Origin of the sequence: Agromyces excoecariae (assembly GCF_051715505.1) — a bacterium.
In the GTDB taxonomy this organism is placed as follows: Bacteria; Actinomycetota; Actinomycetes; order Actinomycetales; family Microbacteriaceae; genus Agromyces.
In genome coordinates, this window is sequence record NZ_JBPSLA010000012.1 from 29,869 (window position 1) to 49,037 (window position 19,169).

At 71.0% G+C, this 19,169-nt stretch carries 16 protein-coding genes; 8 read left to right on the forward strand and 8 right to left on the reverse strand.

Annotated features, from left to right (window positions below):
* Positions 1–183 precede the first annotated feature (183 nt).
* Genes valS through ACSJD1_RS11910 form a run of 3 tightly spaced genes read left to right on the forward strand, consistent with a single transcriptional unit; the run spans position 184 to position 3,448 of the window.
* Positions 184–2,778 (forward strand): valine--tRNA ligase, encoded by a 2,595-nt coding sequence (valS, locus tag ACSJD1_RS11900; RefSeq protein ID WP_438855521.1) that lies wholly within the window; start codon positions 184–186, stop codon positions 2,776–2,778.
* Positions 2,775–3,221, forward strand: a complete 447-nt coding sequence (locus ACSJD1_RS11905) for a GNAT family N-acetyltransferase (RefSeq protein ID WP_438855522.1) — start codon at positions 2,775–2,777, stop codon at positions 3,219–3,221. Before valS ends, ACSJD1_RS11905 begins: the two co-directional genes overlap by 4 nt.
* Positions 3,221–3,448: a hypothetical protein gene (locus ACSJD1_RS11910; RefSeq protein ID WP_438855523.1), complete on the forward strand. Its 228-nt coding sequence runs from the start codon at positions 3,221–3,223 to the stop codon at positions 3,446–3,448. The genes ACSJD1_RS11905 and ACSJD1_RS11910 overlap by 1 nt, the downstream gene beginning before the upstream one ends.
* Positions 3,449–3,458: 10 nt before the next feature.
* Here the strand turns inward: ACSJD1_RS11910 and ACSJD1_RS11915 are convergent, their stop codons facing one another.
* The 6 genes from ACSJD1_RS11915 to sufB all read right to left on the reverse strand — a co-directional run bounded on the left by ACSJD1_RS11915 (position 3,459) and on the right by sufB (position 8,483).
* Positions 3,459–4,280 carry a methyltransferase domain-containing protein gene (locus ACSJD1_RS11915; protein ID WP_438855524.1) on the reverse strand — a complete coding sequence of 274 codons (822 nt, stop codon included), beginning with the start codon at positions 4,278–4,280 and terminating at the stop codon, positions 3,459–3,461.
* Positions 4,281–4,369: 89 nt separating this feature from the next.
* Positions 4,370–4,699, reverse strand: a complete 330-nt coding sequence (locus ACSJD1_RS11920; protein ID WP_344369016.1) for a metal-sulfur cluster assembly factor — start codon at positions 4,697–4,699, stop codon at positions 4,370–4,372.
* A 20-nt stretch (positions 4,700–4,719) separates the two neighbouring features.
* Positions 4,720–5,487 carry a Fe-S cluster assembly ATPase SufC gene (gene sufC / locus ACSJD1_RS11925; protein ID WP_438855525.1) on the reverse strand — a complete coding sequence of 256 codons (768 nt, stop codon included), beginning with the start codon at positions 5,485–5,487 and terminating at the stop codon, positions 4,720–4,722.
* A gap of 64 nt (positions 5,488–5,551) precedes the next feature.
* Complete coding sequence (locus tag ACSJD1_RS11930; protein WP_438855526.1) at positions 5,552–5,878, reverse strand: non-heme iron oxygenase ferredoxin subunit; 327 nt, start codon at positions 5,876–5,878, stop codon at positions 5,552–5,554.
* 1 nt (position 5,879) lies between these two features.
* Complete coding sequence (gene sufD / locus ACSJD1_RS11935) at positions 5,880–7,061, reverse strand: Fe-S cluster assembly protein SufD (protein ID WP_438855527.1); 1,182 nt, start codon at positions 7,059–7,061, stop codon at positions 5,880–5,882.
* A gap of 3 nt (positions 7,062–7,064) precedes the next feature.
* Entirely contained in the window at positions 7,065–8,483 is a 1,419-nt protein-coding gene (gene sufB, locus ACSJD1_RS11940) for a Fe-S cluster assembly protein SufB (protein WP_438855528.1), read from the reverse strand.
* Between the two features lie 246 nt (positions 8,484–8,729).
* On the opposite strand from sufB, the gene ACSJD1_RS11945 reads away from it, so the two are divergent.
* Positions 8,730–9,668, forward strand: a complete 939-nt coding sequence (locus ACSJD1_RS11945; protein ID WP_438855529.1) for a COX15/CtaA family protein — start codon at positions 8,730–8,732, stop codon at positions 9,666–9,668.
* A gap of 10 nt (positions 9,669–9,678) precedes the next feature.
* Here the strand turns inward: ACSJD1_RS11945 and ACSJD1_RS11950 are convergent, their stop codons facing one another.
* The gene (locus tag ACSJD1_RS11950; RefSeq protein WP_438855530.1) at positions 9,679–12,591 is read right to left on the reverse strand and encodes a helix-turn-helix transcriptional regulator; all 2,913 of its coding nucleotides are present in this window, start codon (positions 12,589–12,591) and stop codon (positions 9,679–9,681) included.
* Between the two features lie 143 nt (positions 12,592–12,734).
* On the opposite strand from ACSJD1_RS11950, the gene ACSJD1_RS11955 reads away from it, so the two are divergent.
* Positions 12,735–12,986 carry a hypothetical protein gene (locus tag ACSJD1_RS11955; RefSeq protein WP_438855531.1) on the forward strand — a complete coding sequence of 84 codons (252 nt, stop codon included), beginning with the start codon at positions 12,735–12,737 and terminating at the stop codon, positions 12,984–12,986.
* A gap of 143 nt (positions 12,987–13,129) precedes the next feature.
* On the opposite strand, the gene ACSJD1_RS11960 is transcribed toward ACSJD1_RS11955, so the two are convergent.
* A complete protein-coding gene (locus ACSJD1_RS11960; RefSeq protein WP_438855655.1) occupies positions 13,130–14,050 on the reverse strand; it encodes a heme o synthase in 921 nt (306 codons plus the stop codon).
* Positions 14,051–14,337: 287 nt separating this feature from the next.
* Here ACSJD1_RS11960 and tkt point away from each other — a divergent pair, with 287 nt between their 5' ends.
* From tkt to ACSJD1_RS11975, 3 genes are read left to right on the forward strand one after another with little or no spacing between them, the layout of a single operon-like run.
* Positions 14,338–16,434 (forward strand): transketolase, encoded by a 2,097-nt coding sequence (tkt, locus tag ACSJD1_RS11965; RefSeq protein ID WP_438855532.1) that lies wholly within the window; start codon positions 14,338–14,340, stop codon positions 16,432–16,434.
* 23 nt (positions 16,435–16,457) lie between these two features.
* Positions 16,458–17,567, forward strand: coding sequence for a transaldolase (gene tal, locus ACSJD1_RS11970; RefSeq protein ID WP_438855533.1), 1,110 nt, complete (start codon positions 16,458–16,460; stop codon positions 17,565–17,567).
* Positions 17,564–19,168 (forward strand): glucose-6-phosphate isomerase, encoded by a 1,605-nt coding sequence (locus ACSJD1_RS11975; protein WP_438855534.1) that lies wholly within the window; start codon positions 17,564–17,566, stop codon positions 19,166–19,168. The genes tal and ACSJD1_RS11975 overlap by 4 nt, the downstream gene beginning before the upstream one ends.
* Position 19,169 lies beyond the last annotated feature (1 nt).

Consider the following 19,169-nt stretch of genomic DNA (forward strand, 5'->3'; position numbering starts at 1 on the left):
CGGCCCGAGGAACCGGGGCGGATGCCGCGGCGCGAGCCTGCGGCATCCGCCCCGTCGTCGTGTGGCGCCGCGCAGCCGCATCCCCGCCGGTCACGGCGGATTCCCCCGACTCCGGTACGCTTGACTGTCGCACATTCAGGCACCCCAATGGACTCGGTGCCGCACATACCGAACCGGAGCATCATGACCGACACCGCGCGCATTCCCGACAAGCCCGCCCTCGAGGGCCTCGAGGCCAAGTGGGGCGGCGTCTGGGAGACCGAGGGCACGTACCGGTTCGAGCGCGAGGGCGCGACCCGCGAGAGCATCTACTCGATCGACACGCCGCCGCCCACCGCGTCGGGGTCGCTGCACATCGGCCACGTGTTCTCGTTCACGCACACCGACGTCGTCGCGCGCTTCCAGCGCATGCGCGGCAAGCACGTCTTCTACCCCATGGGCTGGGACGACAACGGCCTGCCCACCGAGCGTCGGGTGCAGAACTACTACGGCGTGCGCTGCGACCCGTCGCTGCCGTACGTGGCCGACTTCGCTCCGCCGCACGAGGGCACCGAGGGCAAGACCATCAAGCCGGCCGACCAGGTGCCGATCAGCCGCCGCAACTTCATCGAGCTGTGCGAGCGCCTCACCGCAGAGGACGAGCAGCAGTTCGAGGCGCTCTTCCGCCAGCTCGCCCTCTCGGTCGACTGGACCCAGACCTACCGCACCATCGCCGACGAGGCGCTCTTCACCTCGCAGCTCGCGTTCGTGAAGAACGTCGAGCGGGGCGAGGCCTACCAGGCGCTCGCGCCGACCCTGTGGGACATCACGTTCCGCACCGCGGTCGCGCAGGCCGAGCTCGAGGACCGCGAGCAGCCGGGCCACTACCACCGCGTGGCGTTCGCGAAGCCCGACGGCGGGCACGTCGAGATCGAGACGAGCCGTCCCGAGCTCATCCCCGCGTGCGTGGCGCTCGTGGCCCACCCCGACGACGAGCGGTACCAGCCGCTGTTCGGCACGACCGTGACCACGCCCGTGTTCGGCGTCGAGGTGCCCGTGGTGGCGCACCACCTCGCGCAGAAGGACAAGGGCACCGGCATCGCCATGATCTGCACCTTCGGCGACGTGACCGACGTGGTGTGGTGGCGCGAGCTCGACCTGCCCAACCGCGCGATCATCGGCTTCGACGGCCGCATCATCGCCGAGGCGCCCGAGGCGATCTCCACGGAGGCCGGTCGCGAGGCGTATGCGAAGCTCGCGGGCAAGACCGCGTTCTCGGCCAAGCAGGCCGTCGTGGAACTCCTCCGCGAGTCGGGCGACCTCCTCGCCGACCCGAAGGCGATCACCCACCCGGTGAAGTTCTACGAGAAGGGCGACCGCCCGCTCGAGATCGTGTCGACGCGCCAGTGGTACATCGTGAACGGTGCCCGCGACGAGGGCCTGCGCGATCGCCTCGTGCAGCGCGGCCGCGACATCGACTGGCACCCCGACTTCATGCGCGTGCGCTACGAGAACTGGGTGGGCGGACTCGCCGGCGACTGGCTGATCTCGCGCCAGCGGTTCTTCGGCGTGCCGATCCCCGTCTGGTACCCGATCGACGCCGACGGCAACCCGGTGCACGACCAGCCGATCATCGCACCTCGTGAGATGCTGCCCGTCGACCCCTCGTCGGCGCCCGCACCCGGGTACGACGAGGCGCAGCGCGACCAGCCGGGCGGCTTCGTCGGGGAGCACGACATCATGGACACGTGGGCGACCTCGTCGCTCACCCCGCAGCTCGCAGCGGGCTGGGAGCGCGATCAGGAGTTGTTCGACCTCCTCTTCCCGTACTCGCTGCGACCGCAGGGCCAGGACATCATCCGCACCTGGCTGTTCTCGACCGCGCTCCGCGCCGAGCTCGAGCACGGCGTGGCGCCGTGGTCGAACGCGGCCATCTCCGGCTTCATCGTGGACCCCGACCGCAAGAAGATGTCGAAGTCGAAGGGCAACGTCGTGACGCCCGCCGGACTCCTCGACCAGCACGGCGCCGACGCGGTGCGCTACTGGGCGGCATCCTCGCGCCTCGGCACCGACGCGGCCTTCGACCCGCAGAACCCGACGCAGGTGAAGATCGGCCGCCGCCTCGCCATCAAGGTGCTGAACGCCGCGAAGTTCATCCTCGGGTTCGAGGGTCGAGCGGATGCCCCGGTCACCGTGCCCGTCGACCGCAGCATGCTCGCCGGGCTCGCGACGGTCGTCGAGCAGGCGACGCGCGCGCTCGAGTCCTACGACCACGCCCGCGCCCTCGAGGTCTCCGAGACGTTCTTCTGGACGTTCTGCGATGACTACCTCGAGCTCGTGAAGGAGCGGGCCTACGGCGAGGCGAGCCCCGAGCAGGCCTCCGCCGTCGCCGCGCTGAAGACCGCGCTCAGCGTGCTGCTGCGCCTCTTCGCGCCCGTGATCCCGTACGCCGCGGAAGAGGCGTGGAGCTGGTCGAACGACGGGTCGGTGCACCAGGCGGCGTGGCCCGCCGTCGACGAGCTCGCCGCACGCGGCGAGGCGGGCGTGGAGCTCCTCGAGCTCGCGAGCCTCGCCCTCACCGGCATCCGTCGCGCGAAGACCGACGCGAAGGCCTCGCAGAAGACGCCGGTCGCGAGCGCCGTGATCGCCGCGCCGGCCGCCGCGACCGCGCTCCTCGCCTCGGCCGAGGACGACCTGCGCGCCGTCGGACGCATCGCCGACCTCGGCTTCGCCGATGCCGAGGCACTGGAGGTGCGCGACGTCGTGCTCGAGGTCCCACAGGAGGAGGCGAGCGCATGAACGTGACCGTCCGGGATATCGCCGAGAACGACTTCTTCGCCTGGCTCCCGCTCTTCGACGCGTACTGCGCCGGCCGCGGCCGTCGGCTCGACGACACCAAGGCCCTCATCGTCTGGAGCTGGATCCAGGAGCCGCGCAATGCGCTCCGCGCGGCCGTCGCGGTCGACGACGAGGGGAACCTCGTCGGACTCGTGCACGCGCACCCCGAGCCGCGGACGCTCGACGCGAGCACGGGCATCGTCGTCGACGACCTCTTCGTCGTCGAGGCGCACCGTGGGGCGGGTGTCGCAGGTCGCCTGCTCGAGCACGTGCGCGCGCTCGCCGGCGACCTGCACGCGACCCGCATCACGTGGGCGACCGATCCGAGCGACGCCGAGGGCCTGCGCCTCTCGGACGAGGTCGCGCGCCGCTCCCCCGCGGTCGTCTTCGAGCTGGACCTCTGATGCAGCTCGGAACGCGCTGGGCGTTCGGCGACGAGCCGCCGCGATCGGTCCCGATGGAGCTTCGCCCGGGGATCGTCGCGGCGGAATCGGGCACGCCCGACGGCGCCGGCCGGCACTGGACCCTCACCTGGCTCGAGGGTCGGCCGATCGCGGAACTCGACGACGGCACGGTCGTGACGCTCGAGGCATCGGGCGACGACGTGGGCGACGACGGCGACGACTGGTAGCGGCCTCCGCCTACGCTCGGGCGAGGATCTCGCCGTGCGGCATGAGGAACCACCCGTCGGGGTCCGCCGCCCAGCGACTCCACGCCGCGGAGATCGCCTCGAGTTCCGCGCGCGAGGCGTGGCCCGACTCGATCGCGTGAGCGGCGAAGGTCGACTCGAGCGCGCGCTCGGCCCAGTTGCCGCCCCACCACTCGCGATCGCGATCCGAGGCGAAGACCCACACCGAGCCGCTCGCCTCGACCTCGGCGAACCCGGCCGCGCGCGCCCACCGCGTGAGGTGGCGCCCCGCGTTGCCGTCGCCGCCGTTCCACGCGCAGACGAGCTCGTTCAGTTCGCGCCATCGCAGCAGCTCCGACGAATCCGGACTCCAGATCACGCCGCCGTAGTCGACGTCGCGCGCGGCGAGCAGCCCGCCCGGCCGCAGCACGCGCCGGAACTCCCGGAGCGCGTCGACCGGGCGAGCCAGGTGCTGGAGCACCTGGTGGGCGTGTACCACATCGAACACGCCGTCGGGGAAGTCGAGACGGTAGGCATCACCCGTGCGGAACTCCGCGTTCGGCACGCCCTCGCTCTCGGCGAGGCCCTGCGCGCGGGCGACGACCTCCTCGGAGGCGTCGACGCCGACCACGTGTCCGGGACGCACGCGACGCGCGAGATCGAGGGTGATGGTGCCCGGCCCGCTGCCGATGTCGAGCACCCGCAGTCCCTCCCGGAGGTGCGGCGCGAGGTAGGCCGCGGAATTCTCGACCGTGCGCCATTCGTGCACTCGGAGGACGCTTTCGTGATGGCCGTGCATGTATGCGTCGCGGGTCGACGCCGCGCTGTGCTGCATAACCCGAGCCTATGCCCCGGCCGGCCCCGACACGCGGGCGAACGCCACGAGGGAGATCCCGTCCGGGACCTCCCTCGTGGATGGACGACTCAGATCGCGAAGCCGAGCGCGCGCATCATGTCGCGCCCGTCGTCGGTGATCCGCTCGGGACCCCACGGCGGCATCCACACCCAGTTGATGCGGAACCGCTCGACGGTGCCGTCGAGCGCCTCGGCCGTCTGCTCCTCGATGACGTCGGTCAGGGGGCAGCCCGCGCTCGTCAGGGTCATGTTGACGACGAGCGCGTCGTGCTCGTCATCCCAGTTCAGGTCGTAGATGAGCCCCAGGTCGACGATGTTGACGCCGAGCTCCGGGTCCACGACGTCCTTCAGCGCCTCGCTGATCTCGTCGTAGCGCTCTGGTGCGAGTGAAGTGACCATGTCCGTCAGGATACGCCCGGTTACTGGGTCGCCGACTCGGCGACGTGGTAGCGGTCGTACCCCTCCTCCTCGAGGCGGTCGGCGAGCTCGGGGCCGCCCTGCTCGGCGATCTTGCCCGCGACGAACACGTGCACGAAGTCGGGCGTGATGTAGCGGAGGATCCGCGTGTAGTGCGTGATGAGCAGGATGCCGAGCCCGGTGTTCGCATGCGCGCGGTTGACGCCCTCGGAGACGACCTTGAGCGCGTCGACGTCGAGGCCCGAGTCGGTCTCGTCGAGCACCGCGAACTTCGGCTTCAGCAGCTCGAGCTGGAGGATCTCGTTGCGCTTCTTCTCGCCGCCCGAGAAGCCCTCGTTGACGTTGCGCTCGGCGAAGCCGGAGTCCATCTTGAGGTTCGTCATGGCGCCGCGGACGTCCTTCAGCCAGGTGCGGATCGACGGCGCCTCGCCGTCGATCGCGGTCTTGGCGGTGCGGAGGAAGTTCGTGACCGTGACACCGGGGATCTCGACGGGGTACTGCATGGCGAGGAACATGCCCGCGCGGGCGCGCTCGTCGACCGACATCTCGAGCACGTTCTCGCCGTCGAGCAGGATCTCGCCCTCGACGACCGTGTACTTCGGGTGACCGGCGATCGTGTAGGCGAGCGTCGACTTGCCGGAGCCGTTCGGGCCCATGATCGCGTGGATCTCGCCCTCGCGGATGGTCAGGTCGACGCCGCGGAGGATCTCGCGGGTGCCCTGGTCGGTCTCGACGTTGACGTGCAGGTTCTTGATCTCGAGCACGGACATGGTGATTCGGTGTCTCTTTCGTTGGTGGCCGGCCGCGCGGGCCGGAAGCGATGGGAGGTCGGGGTCAGACGGCGAGCTTCACCGCGGGGTCGATGAAGACGCCCCCGTCGGTGATCTCGACCTGGTAGACGGGCACGGGCTCGTACGCCGGAAGCGTGAGCGGCTTGCCCGTGAGGAGGGAGAACTTCGAGCCGTGGGCCCAGCACTCGAGCGTGTCGTCCTCGACGAACCCCTCGGAGAGCGAGATGTCGCCGTGGGTGCAGGTGTCGCCGATGGCGAAGACGTCACCGGCCGCGTCCTTCACGACGGCGATCGGCACGCCGTCGACGACGAACTTCTGCGCCTCATTGACCGCGAGGTCGTCGACCCCGCACACGCGAGTGGATGCCACGTCAGCTCCCCTGGAGTTCCGCTTCGAGCGCCCGGATGAGACGCTCCTCGAGTTCGGCGTCGCCGATCTGCTGCACGACCTCGGCGAGGAAGCCGCGCACGACGAGGCGACGCGCCTCGTCCTCCGGGATGCCTCGCGCCTGGAGGTAGAACAACTGCTCGTCGTCGAACCGCCCGGTCGCCGACGCGTGGCCGGCGCCCTCGATGTCGCCCGTCTCGATCTCGAGGTTGGGGACCGAGTCGGCGCGCGTGCCGTCGGTGAGGACCAGGTTGCGGTTCTGCTCGTAGCTGTCGGTCCCGGTGGCCGTGTTGCCGATGAGCACGTCGCCGATCCAGACGCTGCGTGCGCCCTCGCCCTGCAGGGCGCCCTTGTACGTCACGCGCGAGCGGGTGTGCGGGGCGTCGTGGTGGACGAACACCTGCTGCTCCAGGTGCTGGCCGGCGTCGGAGAAGTAGAGTCCGAGCGCCTCGACGTCGGCGCCCTGCTCGGCCAGGTGGGTCGACGGGTTCACCCGCACGACCTTCCCGCCGAGGGAGACGACGATGTGCTTCAGCTTGGCGTCGCGGCCGATGCGGGCGAAGTGGCTCGCGAGGTGGACCGACTCGTCGGTCCACTCCTGGAGGGAGACCACCGTGAGGTTCGCGCCTTCGCCCACGACGACCTCGACGTTCTCCGTGAGGCGGGCATCGCCGATGCCGCGCAGCACGACGAGCGCCTGGCTGAAGGGCGCGGCCTCGATGATCGTATGGGCGGCGCGGGGGGCCGTGCCGAGACCCGAGCGCGTCACGGTCACGGTCTTGGGCTCCTCACCGGCGACCTCGACGAGCAGGGCCTCGCCGAAGCTCGACCAGGCGTTCGCCGACGCGCGCTCCTCGGGGATCCCGGCGCGCCCGATGCGGGCGTCGTCGCGGGCGATCCAGGAGAGCGAGACGCCCGCGGCATCCGTCGACTCGACCTCGACGCGCGAGCCGTCGAGCTCGCCGGAGGTGAGGTCGGCGAACGCGGCGACGGGCGAGTACTTCCACTCGTGCTCGCGACCCGTGATGGGCGCGAACTCGGCCACGTCGGTCGAGCGGAACCGCTCGGACCGCGTCTGGACGGGAACGATCGGGCCGTCGGAGTGCGCACGGATGCCGTGCTGCTCGGGGGTGGGCAGGGCGGTGCTCTGCATCGCGGTGCTCATCGGTTAGCCGACCGATCCTTCCATGCCCATCTCGATGAGCTTGTTGAGTTCCATCGCGTACTCCATGGGCAGCTCGCGCGCGATGGGCTCGATGAAGCCGCGCACGATCATGGCCATCGCCTCGTCCTCGGGGAGGCCGCGCGACATGAGGTAGAAGAGCTGCTCCTCGCTGACCTTGGAGACCGTGGCCTCGTGGCCGAGCTGCACGTCGTCGACGCGGATGTCGATCGCCGGGTAGGTGTCGGAACGCGAGATGGTGTCGACGAGCAGTGCGTCGCAGCGCACGGTGTTCGCCGAGTGGTGGGCGTTGGCGTCCACCCGCACCTCGCCGCGGTAGCCCGCACGGCCGCCGCCGCGTGCGATCGACTTGGAGACGATCGACGACTGCGTGTACGGGGCCATGTGGATCATCTTCGCGCCGGCGTCCTGGTGCTGGCCCGGGCCGGCGAACGCGACCGAGAGCGTCTCGCCCTTGGCGTGCTCGCCCATGAGGAAGATCGAGGGGTACTTCATCGTCACCTTCGAGCCGATGTTGCCGTCGACCCACTCCATGGTGGCGCCCTCGTGCGCGACCGCGCGCTTGGTGACGAGGTTGTAGACGTTGTTCGACCAGTTCTGGATCGTCGTGTAGCGCACGCGGGCGTTCTTCTTCACGATGATCTCGACGACGGCCGAGTGCAGGGAGTCCGACTTGTAGATCGGGGCGGTGCAGCCCTCGATGTAGTGGACGTAGCTGTCCTCGTCGGCGATGATCAGGGTCCGCTCGAACTGGCCCATGTTCTCGGTGTTGATGCGGAAGTAGGCCTGCAGAGGAATCTCGACGTGCACGCCCTTCGGGACGTAGACGAACGACCCGCCCGACCAGACGGCGGTGTTCAGCGCGGCGAACTTGTTGTCGCCGGCCGGGATGACGGTGCCGAAGTACTCCTCGAAGATCTCGGGGTGCTCGCGCAGCGCCGTGTCGGTGTCGAGGAAGATGACGCCCTGCTCCTCCAGGTCCTCGCGGATCTGGTGGTAGACGACCTCGGACTCGTACTGCGCGGCGACGCCCGCGACGAGTCGCTGGCGCTCGGCCTCGGGGATGCCGAGGCGCTCGTAGGTGTTGCGGATGTCCTCGGGCAGATCCTCCCACGTCTGGGCCTGCTTCTCGGTGGAACGGACGAAGTACTTGATGTTGTCGAAGTCGATGTCCGACAGGTCGGCGCCCCAGGACGGCATCGGCTTGCGGTCGAACAACTGGAGGCCGCGCATGCGTCGCTGCAGCATCCACTCCGGCTCGTCCTTCAGCCGCGAGATGTCGGCCACCACTTCGGGCGACAGGCCGCGACGAGCGGATGCTCCGGCCACGTCGGAGTCGGACCAGCCGAACTCGTACGTGCCGAGACCCTCCAGCTCAGGGCGGTCGATGAGTACGTCCGTCATGCTCTCCCTCTTCTCCTCCCGCGTACCGGCTATCAGTCCGGCCCACCCCCGGCCATCCGGTCGAGGTGCCGGTTCGGTCGTGGGGTGATGTGCGGGTGGCTTCGTCGCGAACCTACAATGGTGATGCGCCGCGCCGCACACGCGCGCGGAACCGCGTCAACCAATCAAGTCTATAGGGTCGAAGGTCCCGGAGTCCCGACTCCCAGAACCCTCACACTCCGACCCGGATCAGGAACTCGACGAGCCGTGAACCGCGTCATCGCCTGGCTGCCCGACCGCATCGACCGGCGCGTCCGCGTCGCCGCATGGCTCTCGTTCCTCGCGCAGACCATCATCATCGCCACGGGCGGCGCGGTGCGGCTGACCGGTTCCGGGCTCGGATGCCCGACCTGGCCCATGTGCACGGCCGACTCGCTCGTCACGACGCCCGAGATGGGCATCCACGGGGTCATCGAGTTCGGCAACCGCCTGATGACCGGCGTCGTCGGCATCGTCGCCCTGCTCGTCATCGTCTCGATCTGGCGGCTGCGGCGCGAACGGCGCGATCTCTGGACCCTCGCGCTCGTCGTCCTCCTGGGCATCGTCGCGCAGGCGATCGTCGGCGGCATCACGGTCTGGACGGGCCTCAACCCCTTCATCGTCGGCTTCCACTACGTCGCCTCGCTCCTGCTCGTCTGCGTGACGGCGGCCTATCTCGTGCGCCTCGATGCGACGCCCGGCCCGCGAGAGCTCGCGGTCCCCCGATGGTTCGCGATCCTCACGCACGCCACGACCGCCGTGCTCGCGATCTCGATCGCGTTCGGCGTGCTCACCACGGCCTCCGGCCCGCACTCGGGCGACGCCGACGCCGGCCGCACCGGGTTCAACGCCGAGCTCCTCGAGCACGTGCACGCGTGGCCCGGCTACGCGCTGTTCGCGCTGACCGTCGTGCTCGCGATCGCCGCGTGGCGCCTGCGCCTGCCGGTCGCGCGCTGGACGATCGTGCTGCTCGCGGTCGAGCTCGTCCAGATCGCCGTGGGCCTCTACCAGGCGCGGAACGGCCTCCCGCCGCTCGCCGTCGGAGTGCACATGGTCCTCGCGGCACTCATGGCCGCGACCATGACCGTCGTGGTGCTGAAGCTCAAGCGACCACTGGCGACGGATGCCTCCGCCGACGACGCACCCATGGCGGCTTCCGCACGCTGAGCGCGAGTCGTCAGGACGCGTCGCCGCTGCCTTCCGCGACCGAGGCGTCATGGAGTCGACGGACGAGTCGGGCGAGTTCGACCCGGTTCGCCGATCCGGTCTTCGCGAGGAGATGTGAGACGTGCGTGCTCACGGTCTTCTCGCTGATCATCAGTGCACGAGCGACCTCTCCATAGGTGCGTCCGACCGCGATGAGCGCGAGGACCTCCCGCTCTCGTCCGGTGAGCCCCGAGACGACCGATGCCGACTCGGGCATCGCGGGTTCCGGCTCGTCGACCGGCACCCGCGCCCGGCGCGCGAGGTCGAGGAGTTCCTCCTCGACCGGCCTCGCGACGAGTCGGCGAGCGAGCGCGAGGGCCGACCGCAGCATCTCGGCCCCGGCGGGTCGGTCTCCGCCCCGTGCAAGCAGTGCCTCGGCCGCGCGCCACCTGGCGTAGGCCTCCTCCCATGGAAGTCGCGCGGTCGAGCATCTCGTCGCCGCGAGGGACCACGCGTCGGCGACCCCTGGGTCGGCGCGGGCCCTGGCGCACTCCGCGACGTACAGGGCGTCGAGGGCCGCGACCTGTCGGCGCATGAGCTCCGTCGCCGTGCCGACGTCCTCGATGACGTGCGGGAAGCGTTCGACCAGCGCGTCCAGCCGGTCGAGCACCTCGTCGACGGGTCGGCCGGCGTCTCTGCCGGACTGCGCGAGGTCGGCGAGGGCGCGGGCGGCGAAGGGCATCAGCCATTCGGCCATCGTCGGATTCGTTCCCCGGTCGACCGCGCCCTCGAGCGCGGCATCGTAGGCCCCGGCAGCGTCGCCCGTCGCGAGACGGACCTCTGCGCGCACCGCGTCGTACTCGAGCGGCAGGAACTCCGACCCTCCCACGACGAGTTCCTCGACGCGCAGCAGGTGCGCCTCCGCCTCCCGCAGCTGCCCCTGAAGGGCCGCCAGCCTCGCCGCGGTCAGGCGCGCCTCAACGTCCCCCAGCGGGCCGGGATCCGACCCCAGTGCGACACGCAGCCGTTCGTCGGCCTCGCGCCAGCCCCCGCTGGCCAAGTGCGCATTGGCCTCCGCTGCCGAAAGCCAGGCGAGGTACGCATGGGGTCCACCGTTCGCCTCGAGGCGCCGCCGGGAGGACTCCATCCGCTCGGCGTACGTCGAACTCGCCCAGGTCTCGGTCGCGTTCGCCGCCCACATCGCGCCGTGCACGTACGCGAACCAGTCGCGCGCCTCCAGCGCGGGCGCCATCGCCTCCCGCCCGAGTTCCGCCGCGCTCGCCACGTCGCCCTCGAAGGTCGAGATCATGGACGCGACGCTGAGTGCGAACGAGAGCGCACGCGGATCACCGGCTGCCCGGGCGTGCGCCAGCGCCGCGGCCGCGTGCTCGACCGCGGCGGGCACGCCGTGCCACTGCTCCGCCTGGGCGAGTTCGGCCAGCGCGAGGGCGTACTCCGGGCTCGACATGTCAGCCGACGCGAGCCTCACGGCGCGCTCCAGCTCGGGCAGTTCGGCGAAGGCGAGTCCCCGCATGAACCGGAGGTGCGTCCGTCGCACGAGCAGCGCGGCCGCACGCAGCGGCTCGGCCTCCTCGTCGATGCGTTGCAGGAGCAGGTCGACCGCCTCGAGCTCCTCCGCCGTGGCGCCGGCGTCCTCCGCCGCGCTGCGGAACCGATCGAGGAGCGACTCCATCGACGGCTCGGCACGGGGCAATTGCGCGCGGAGCTCGACGGCGCGCCGCAGCAGGCGAAGTTCCTCCGCCGTACCGGTGGCCGCGCGGGCGGCGCTCGCCGCACGGAGGGCCGCGTCGAAGGCCGCGCCGGCGTCCCCGGAACGATGGCGGTGGTCCGCCACGGCGACCGCCGAGGACACGGACAGCTCCGCAGCGCCGCCGGCCTCGATGGCGTCCGCGAAGCGGCGGTGCCACTCGCGCCGTTCATCGGAGCCCAGCGTCGCCTCGAGCGCCTCGGCATTGAGCGGATGGTGGAACCAGAAGCCGCCGTCGTCGAGCAGGTCCAGCGTTCCGGCGTCCACCGCCTCGAGCAGGAGCGATCGCGTCGCCGCGACATCCGTCCCGCCCACCACCGCCGCGAGCTCGTCCGCCCGCATCGCGCGCCCACCGACCGCGAGCATCGTGGCGAGGTGGCGTGTGGGCTGGGAGAGCCGGTACCAGGACTGCAGCACCGCCGCGCTGAGGTCGGCCGGGAACGAGTCGGGAACGGCCCGCGCGTCAGGCGCGAGCCCGGCGACGAGCAGGCGCGTGAAGTAGGGGTTGCCCCGACTGCGGGCGTGCACGTCGTCGATCAGCGACTGGTGCGGCAGGGTGCCGAGCAGTCGCTCGACGTGTGCAGCGGTCCCCGCCCGGTCCAGCGGGCCCAGCTCGAGCTCGGACGTCCGGGGCAGGCGTCGGACGTCGGCGAGCCAGCGCTGCAGCGGGTGGCCCAGGCCGACCTCGCCGGCGCGCAGGGTCACGACGATCGCGAGGCGGCGCGATGCCGGACCGGCGATCGCGTACATCAGGGTGTCGAGCGTGCTCCGATCGGCCCACTGGACGTCGTCGATCACCAGCCGGACGGGTCGCCGGGCGCACTGCTCGTCCAGCCAGGCATCGAAGCGCACGGCGAAGTCGCGGCCCGCACCGTCGGCCGCCTCGAGCGGCGGCGCGGGGAGGTGCGGATTCCCCCGGAGCGCCGAACGGATCGGGAGGAACGGAATGGACATCGAGGTGAGCGGCAGGCACGCACCGACGAGGGTCTCGCCATCCGCCCGCCTGAGCTCGCATGCCGCGGCGACGAGCGCCGTCTTGCCGACGCCGGCATCGCCCGACACGACGAGGGCCTGGGCCCCCTCGTCCCACGCCCGGTCGAGGAGTCCTCCCACGATGTCCAGCTCCCGCTCACGGCCGGCCAGTTGCGGCCGAGCGGTCGCGGCTGGCACGACCACCCGACCAGTCTGGCAGTCGCGCGTCCGGGAATCAGGTCTTTCGTCACCCGTCTCAGGGCCGGGACCCGATCCGGCAGCGTGCGGACACGCGCATCGTCGTGGGTGTCGACGCACCGTCGGCCCATCCCGGAAGGAACACGATCATGCGCACCACCACCACCGCCCTCACCTCGGCGCTCGTCGTCTCGGCGGCCGCGCTGCTCTCCGCCCTCACCGCCGCACCCGCGATCGCCCGCCCCGAGCCGGCTCCCGAGCCGACGCCGACCGTGGTCTCCGTCCAGGTCGCCGACGACGACCGGTGCCCGCTCCGACGCGTCGGCACCCAGTTCGTCCGGTGCGACGATCTCACCGGCGCAGGAGTCCCCGCCCCGTCCTGGATCCCGCAACAGGACTGAGCCCTCGTCCACGCACGCGCTCGGAGGCCACGGGGTGGAGCCTTCGGGCGGTGTGCGTGCGCGCGGCGCCCACCTAGCGCGCAGCGCGAGGGAGCGCCCAGTCCACGTTCGGACGTGGCGGCCGATCCGACACCACGACGCGCCTAGAAGGGCAGCAGCGGGTCGATGCCGACCGCGAGGAAGAGCAGCGACAGGTAGATGATCGAGCCGTGGAAGACCCGCATCGGCGAGACCTCCTGACCGCGGATCGCGAGGTTGTAGAGGCGGTGGCACTCGGCGATGAACCACACGCCGGCGACGAGCGCGACGCTCGAGTAGAGCAGGCCCATGCCGGCGACCGGGATGAGCAGCAACGACGCGGCGACCGTCGCGTAGGCGTACAGGATGACCTGCAGGCCCACCTGCGCCCGACCGCGCACCACGGCGAGCATCGGCACGCCGGCCGCCGCGTAGTCGTCCTTGTACTTCATCGACAGCGGCCAGTAGTGCGGCGGCGTCCAGAGGAAGATGATGAGGAAGAGGATGAACGGTGCCCAGGTCAGGCTCTCGGTCACCGCAGCCCAGCCGATCAGCACGGGCATGCAGCCGGCCACCCCGCCCCAGACGATGTTCTGGGCGGTGCGACGCTTGAGGATCAGGCTGTAGAAGACGACGTAGAGCAGGATCGCGGCGAGCGAGAGCAGCGCGGCGAGCCAGTTCGCGAACACCCAGAGCCAGACGATCGACGCCGCGCCGAGCGCGTACGCGAAGACGAGCGCCTCGCGATCGGAGAGCTCCCCCGTGACGAGCGGGCGACCCTTGGTGCGCTTCATGACGCGGTCGATGTCGCGGTCGATGTAGCAGTTGAACGCGCCGGCGGACCCTGCGCTCATGGCGCCGCCGACCAGCGTGGCGAGCAGCAGCCACACATCGGGCAGCCCGTTCGAGGCGAGGATCATCGTCGGCGCGGTCACGACGAGCAGCAGCTCGATCACCCGGGGCTTGGTGAGTGCGACGTACGCGGCGACCTTGCGTCGCACGTTCGTCGTCTGTCGAGCGTCACGGATGGTCGGCGCGGCCTGCATGAATTCCTCTTCCGGGCGCGCGCCGACGAGGCGGGGCGCGCGCAACCCGTTCGATTCTAGGCCATCCGATCGTCGCCGGACGGACGCGTCAAGCCCCGTCATAGAGTGAGGGCTACTCCATATACTGAACCCAGCGCGCCCGGTGGCGCGGATTCGACGTGCACCTCCACCTGACGCATGAACCGGATCGGTCCCGGGCTCCACCGCGCCGTCGCGTTTCCCGGCGGGTCCGGGAGCCGAATGGAGAGGCTCCCCGACGCCGTCACGACCGGAAGGAACCCCAACCCGTGGCAACTCTGCACTGGGACCCCATCGACGATCGCGCGGTCGACACGGCGCGCGTGCTCGCTGCCGACGCCGTGGAGAAGGTCGGCAACGGCCACCCCGGCACGGCGATGAGCCTCGCGCCCGTCGCGTACCTGCTCTTCCAGAAGGTGATGCGCCGTGACCCGGCCGACCACGACTGGCTCGGGCGGGACCGCTTCATCCTCTCGGCGGGCCACAGCTCGCTGACGCAGTACGTGCAGCTCTACCTGGCCGGCGACGGCCTCGAGCTCGCCGACCTCGAGGCGCTGCGCACGTGGGGTTCGAAGACCCCCGGCCACCCCGAGTACGGCCACACGGCCGGCGTCGAGATCACCACCGGCCCGCTCGGCCAGGGCCTGGCCTCGGCGGTCGGGTTCGCCTACGCCTCGCGGTACGAGCGCGGCCTGTTCGACCCCGACGCACCGGCCGGCGAGAGCCCGTTCGACCACCACATCTTCGTGATCGCCTCCGACGGCGACCTCGAGGAGGGCGTGACGAGCGAAGCCTCCTCGCTCGCCGGGCACCAGCAGCTCGGCAACCTCGTCGTGATCTACGACTCGAACCAGATCTCGATCGAGGACGACACCGACATCGCCTTCACCGAAGACGTCGCGAAGCGCTACGAGGCGTACGGATGGCACGTGCAGACGGTCGACTGGAAGAAGACCGGCGCCTACGTCGAGGACATCGCCGAGCTCGACGGCGCGATCGAGGCGGCCAAGGCCGAGACCGGCAAGCCGTCGATCATCGTCCTGAAGACGATCATCGGCTGGCCCGCACCGAACAAGCAGAACACCGGCAAGATCCACGGCTCGGCGCTCGGCGCCGAGGAGCTCGCCGCGACGAAGGAGGTCCTCGGGTTCGACCCGGCGGAGAGCTTCGTCGTGGCCGACGAGGTCATCGAGCGCACGCGCGGCAACGCGCGCGACCGGGCCGCCGAGGCGAAGCAGGCGTGGCAGGCGTCGTTCGACGCGTGGGCGTCCGCCAACCCCGAGCGCAAGGCGCTGCTCGACCGGCTCGAGGCCGGCGAGCTGCCCGACGGGCTCGAGGCCGCGCTCCCCGTGTTCGAGGCCGGCACGGACGTCTCGACGCGTGCCGCGTCGGGCAAGGCCATCAACGCGCTGGCCGCGCACCTGCCCGAGCTCTGGGGCGGATCCGCCGACCTCGCGGAGTCGAACCTCACCACGATCAACGGGGCGCCGTCCTTCATCCCGGCCGAGCATTCGACGCACGAGTTCCCCGGCAACCCCTACGGTCGCGTGCTCCACTTCGGCATCCGCGAGCACGCGATGGGCTCGATCCTGAACGGCATCGTGCTGCATGGCAAGACGCGTGCGTTCGGCGGCACCTTCCTGATCTTCAGCGACTACATGCGTCCCGCCGTCCGGCTCGCGGCGCTCATGCAGATCCCGTCGATCTTCGTCTGGACCCACGACTCCGTGGCCCTCGGGGAGGACGGCCCCACGCATCAGCCGATCGAGCAGCTCAGCGCGCTCCGCGCGATCCCGCACCTCTCGGTCGTCCGCCCCGGCGACGCGAACGAGACCGCGTACGCGTGGCTCGAGATCCTGAAGCGCCGCGGCGGGCCGGCAGGCATCGCGCTGACCCGCCAGAACATCCCCGTGTTCGAGCGCGGCGATGGAGCGGCATCCGGCGACACCCTGGCCGCGGCCTCGAACGTCGCGAAGGGCGCGTACGTCCTCGCCGAGGCGGCCTCCGGCACGCCCGACGTGATCCTCATCGCCACCGGTTCCGAGGTGCAGGTCGCGCTCGCCGCACGCGAGCAGCTCGCCGCCGAGGGCGTTTCGGCCCGCGTCGTGTCCGCGCCGAGCCTCGAATGGTTCGAGGAGCAGGACCCCGACTACCGCGAGTCCGTGCTGCCGAGCTCCGTCACCGCGCGCGTCAGCGTCGAGGCCGGCCTCGCGCTCACCTGGTACCGCTACCTCGGCACTCGCGGCCGTGCCGTGTCGATCGAGCACTTCGGCGCCTCCGCCGACTACAAGACCCTGTTCCGCGAGTTCGGCATCACGCCTGAGCACGTCGTGGCCGCCGCGAAGGAATCGCTCGCGTCGAACTGACCGAGCAGAAGGAGACATCGAACATGAGCACCACCCCCACCGCCGCCCTCTCGCAGGCCGGCGTCAGCATCTGGCTCGACGACCTCTCGCGCGAGCGGATCACCTCGGGCGGCCTCGAGCGGCTCATCGCCGAGCGCGACGTCGTCGGCGTCACCACGAACCCGACGATCTTCGCCGGCGCCCTCGCGAAGGGCGACGCGTACCGTGACCAGGTCGCCGCCCTCGCGGCCGACGGTGCCGACGTCGACCGCGCGGTCTTCGAGATCACGACCGACGACGTCCGCGACGCCGCCGACCACTTCCGGCCGATCTACGACCGCACCGACGGCTACGACGGCCGCGTCTCGATCGAGGTCTCCCCCGATCTCGCGAACGAGACCGAGGCGACCATCGCCGAGGCGCACCGCCTCTGGGAGAAGGTCGATCGCCCGAACGTCATGATCAAGATCCCCGCCACGCGCGCCGGCCTGCCGGCGATCACCGCGGCGATCGGAGCGGGCATCAGCGTCAACGTGACGCTGATCTTCAGCCTCGACCGGTATCGCGAGGTCATCGACGCCTATCTCGCCGGCCTCGAGCAGGCCAAGGCGGCCGGCCTCGACCTGTCGACCATCCACTCGGTGGCCTCGTTCTTCGTCTCGCGCGTCGACACCGAGATCGACAAGCGACTCGAGGCGATCGGCTCGCCGGAGGCCCTCGCGTTGAAGAGCCGGGCCGGGGTCGCCAACGCCCGCCTCGCGTACGAGCTCTACCTCCAGCAGTTCGCCGCGCCTCGCGCGGTCGCCCTGCTCGACGCCGGCGCCAACCGCCAGCGGCCGCTGTGGGCCTCGACCGGCGTCAAGGACCCGGCGCTGCCCGACACGCTCTACGTGACCGAGCTCGTGGCCCACGGTGTCGTCAACACGATGCCCGAGAAGACGCTCGAGGCGACGTTCGACCACGGCGTCGTCGAGGGCGACACCGTCACGGGCGCGTTCGCCGAGGCGGGCCGCGTGCTCGACGCCCTCGCCAGCGTCGGCGTCGAGTACGACGACGTGACCGAGCTGCTCGAGCGGGAGGGCGTCGACAAGTTCGTCGTGTCCTGGAACGAGCTGCTCGACACCGTGCGTTCCGCCCTGGAGGCGGCTCGGTGAATGTCCGCATCTCCGTGAACGGCCCTGCGGCCGACGCGGTGCGCCGGATCGTGCCACGACTGGTGGCCGATCGGGTGGCGACGGGCATCACCGTGCTCGACTCCAGCCTCTGGGGACCGGCCGCCGAGTCGGAGGCCGCGAAGCGGCTGGGGTGGACCGAGGCCATCGCGGTCTCGCGTCCCCTCCTGCCCGAGATCGCGGCGCTGCGCGACGAACTCCGGGCGCGCGGCATCGACCACGTGGTGCTCGCGGGCATGGGCGGCTCCTCGCTCGCGCCCGAGGTCGTCGCCCGCACGGCGGGCGCGAGCCTCACCGTGCTCGACTCGACCGAACCCGACCAGGTTCGTGCGGCTCTCGCCGATCGGATCGAGCGCACGGTGCTCGTCGTCTCGTCGAAGTCCGGGTCCACCGTCGAGACCGATTCGCAGCGTCGTGCGTACGAGCAGGCGTTCGGGGATGCGGGCATCGACCCCGCCACGCGCATCGTGGTCGTGACCGACCCGGGCTCGCCGCTCGAGGAATCCGCACGTGCCGCGGGCTACCGCGTGTTCACCGCCGATCCGTCGGTCGGCGGACGCTACTCCGCGCTCACGGCGTTCGGTCTCGTGCCGACCGGCCTCGCCGGCGTCGACATCGGAGAGCTGCTCGACGAGGCGGAGGCGATCGAACTCGCCCTCGCCCTCGACTCCGACGAGAACCCCGGCCTCGTGCTCGGCGCAGCCATCGCGGCGACGGACCCGCGGCGGGACAAGCTCGCGATCGTCGCCGACGGAACCCACATCGTCGGCTTCGCCGACTGGGCCGAGCAGCTCATCGCCGAGTCGACCGGCAAGGACGGCACGGGCATCCTGCCGGTCGTCCTCGGTCCCGACGCGCCCGAGCTCGCATCGCGTCCGAGCGACCTCCAGGTCGTGCGCCTCGTCGACGACGCCGGCACCGACCGGTTCGTCGACGGCACCGACGGCGAGATCCGGGTCTCGGGGACGCTCGGCGCGCAACTGCTCGCCTGGGAGTACGCCACGGCGGTGGCCGGCCGGCTGCTCGGCATCAACCCGTTCGACCAGCCCGACGTCGAGTCGGCGAAGGTCGCGGCGCGCGGACTGCTGGAGGCACGCCCCGAGCCGGCGCCCGCGGCGTTCGTCACCGAGGGGATCGAGGTCCGCGGCACGCCCGACGTGATCGGCGCGGCCAGCGACCTCGCCTCCGCGATCGAGGTACTGCTCGAAGAAGTACCGGCAGACGGGTACCTCGCGGTGCAGGCGTACGTCGATCGGCTGGCGCACCCCGGATTCTCCGAGCTCCGCGACCTGCTCGCAGCGCGCAGCGGCCGTCCCGTGACGTTCGGGTGGGGTCCGCGGTTCCTGCACTCCACCGGCCAGTACCACAAGGGCGGTCCGGCGAACGGGGTGTTCCTCCAGCTCGTCCAGCGTCCGACGGACGACCTGCCCATCCCGGGCCGGCCGTTCACGTTCGGCGAGCTCATCACCGCCCAGGCCTCCGGCGACGCGTCCGTGCTCGCCGAGCACGGCCGGCCGGTCCTCACACTGACCCTGCCCGATCCGAGCGCCGACCTGCGGTCGTTGCGCGAGGCCATCGGCTGAC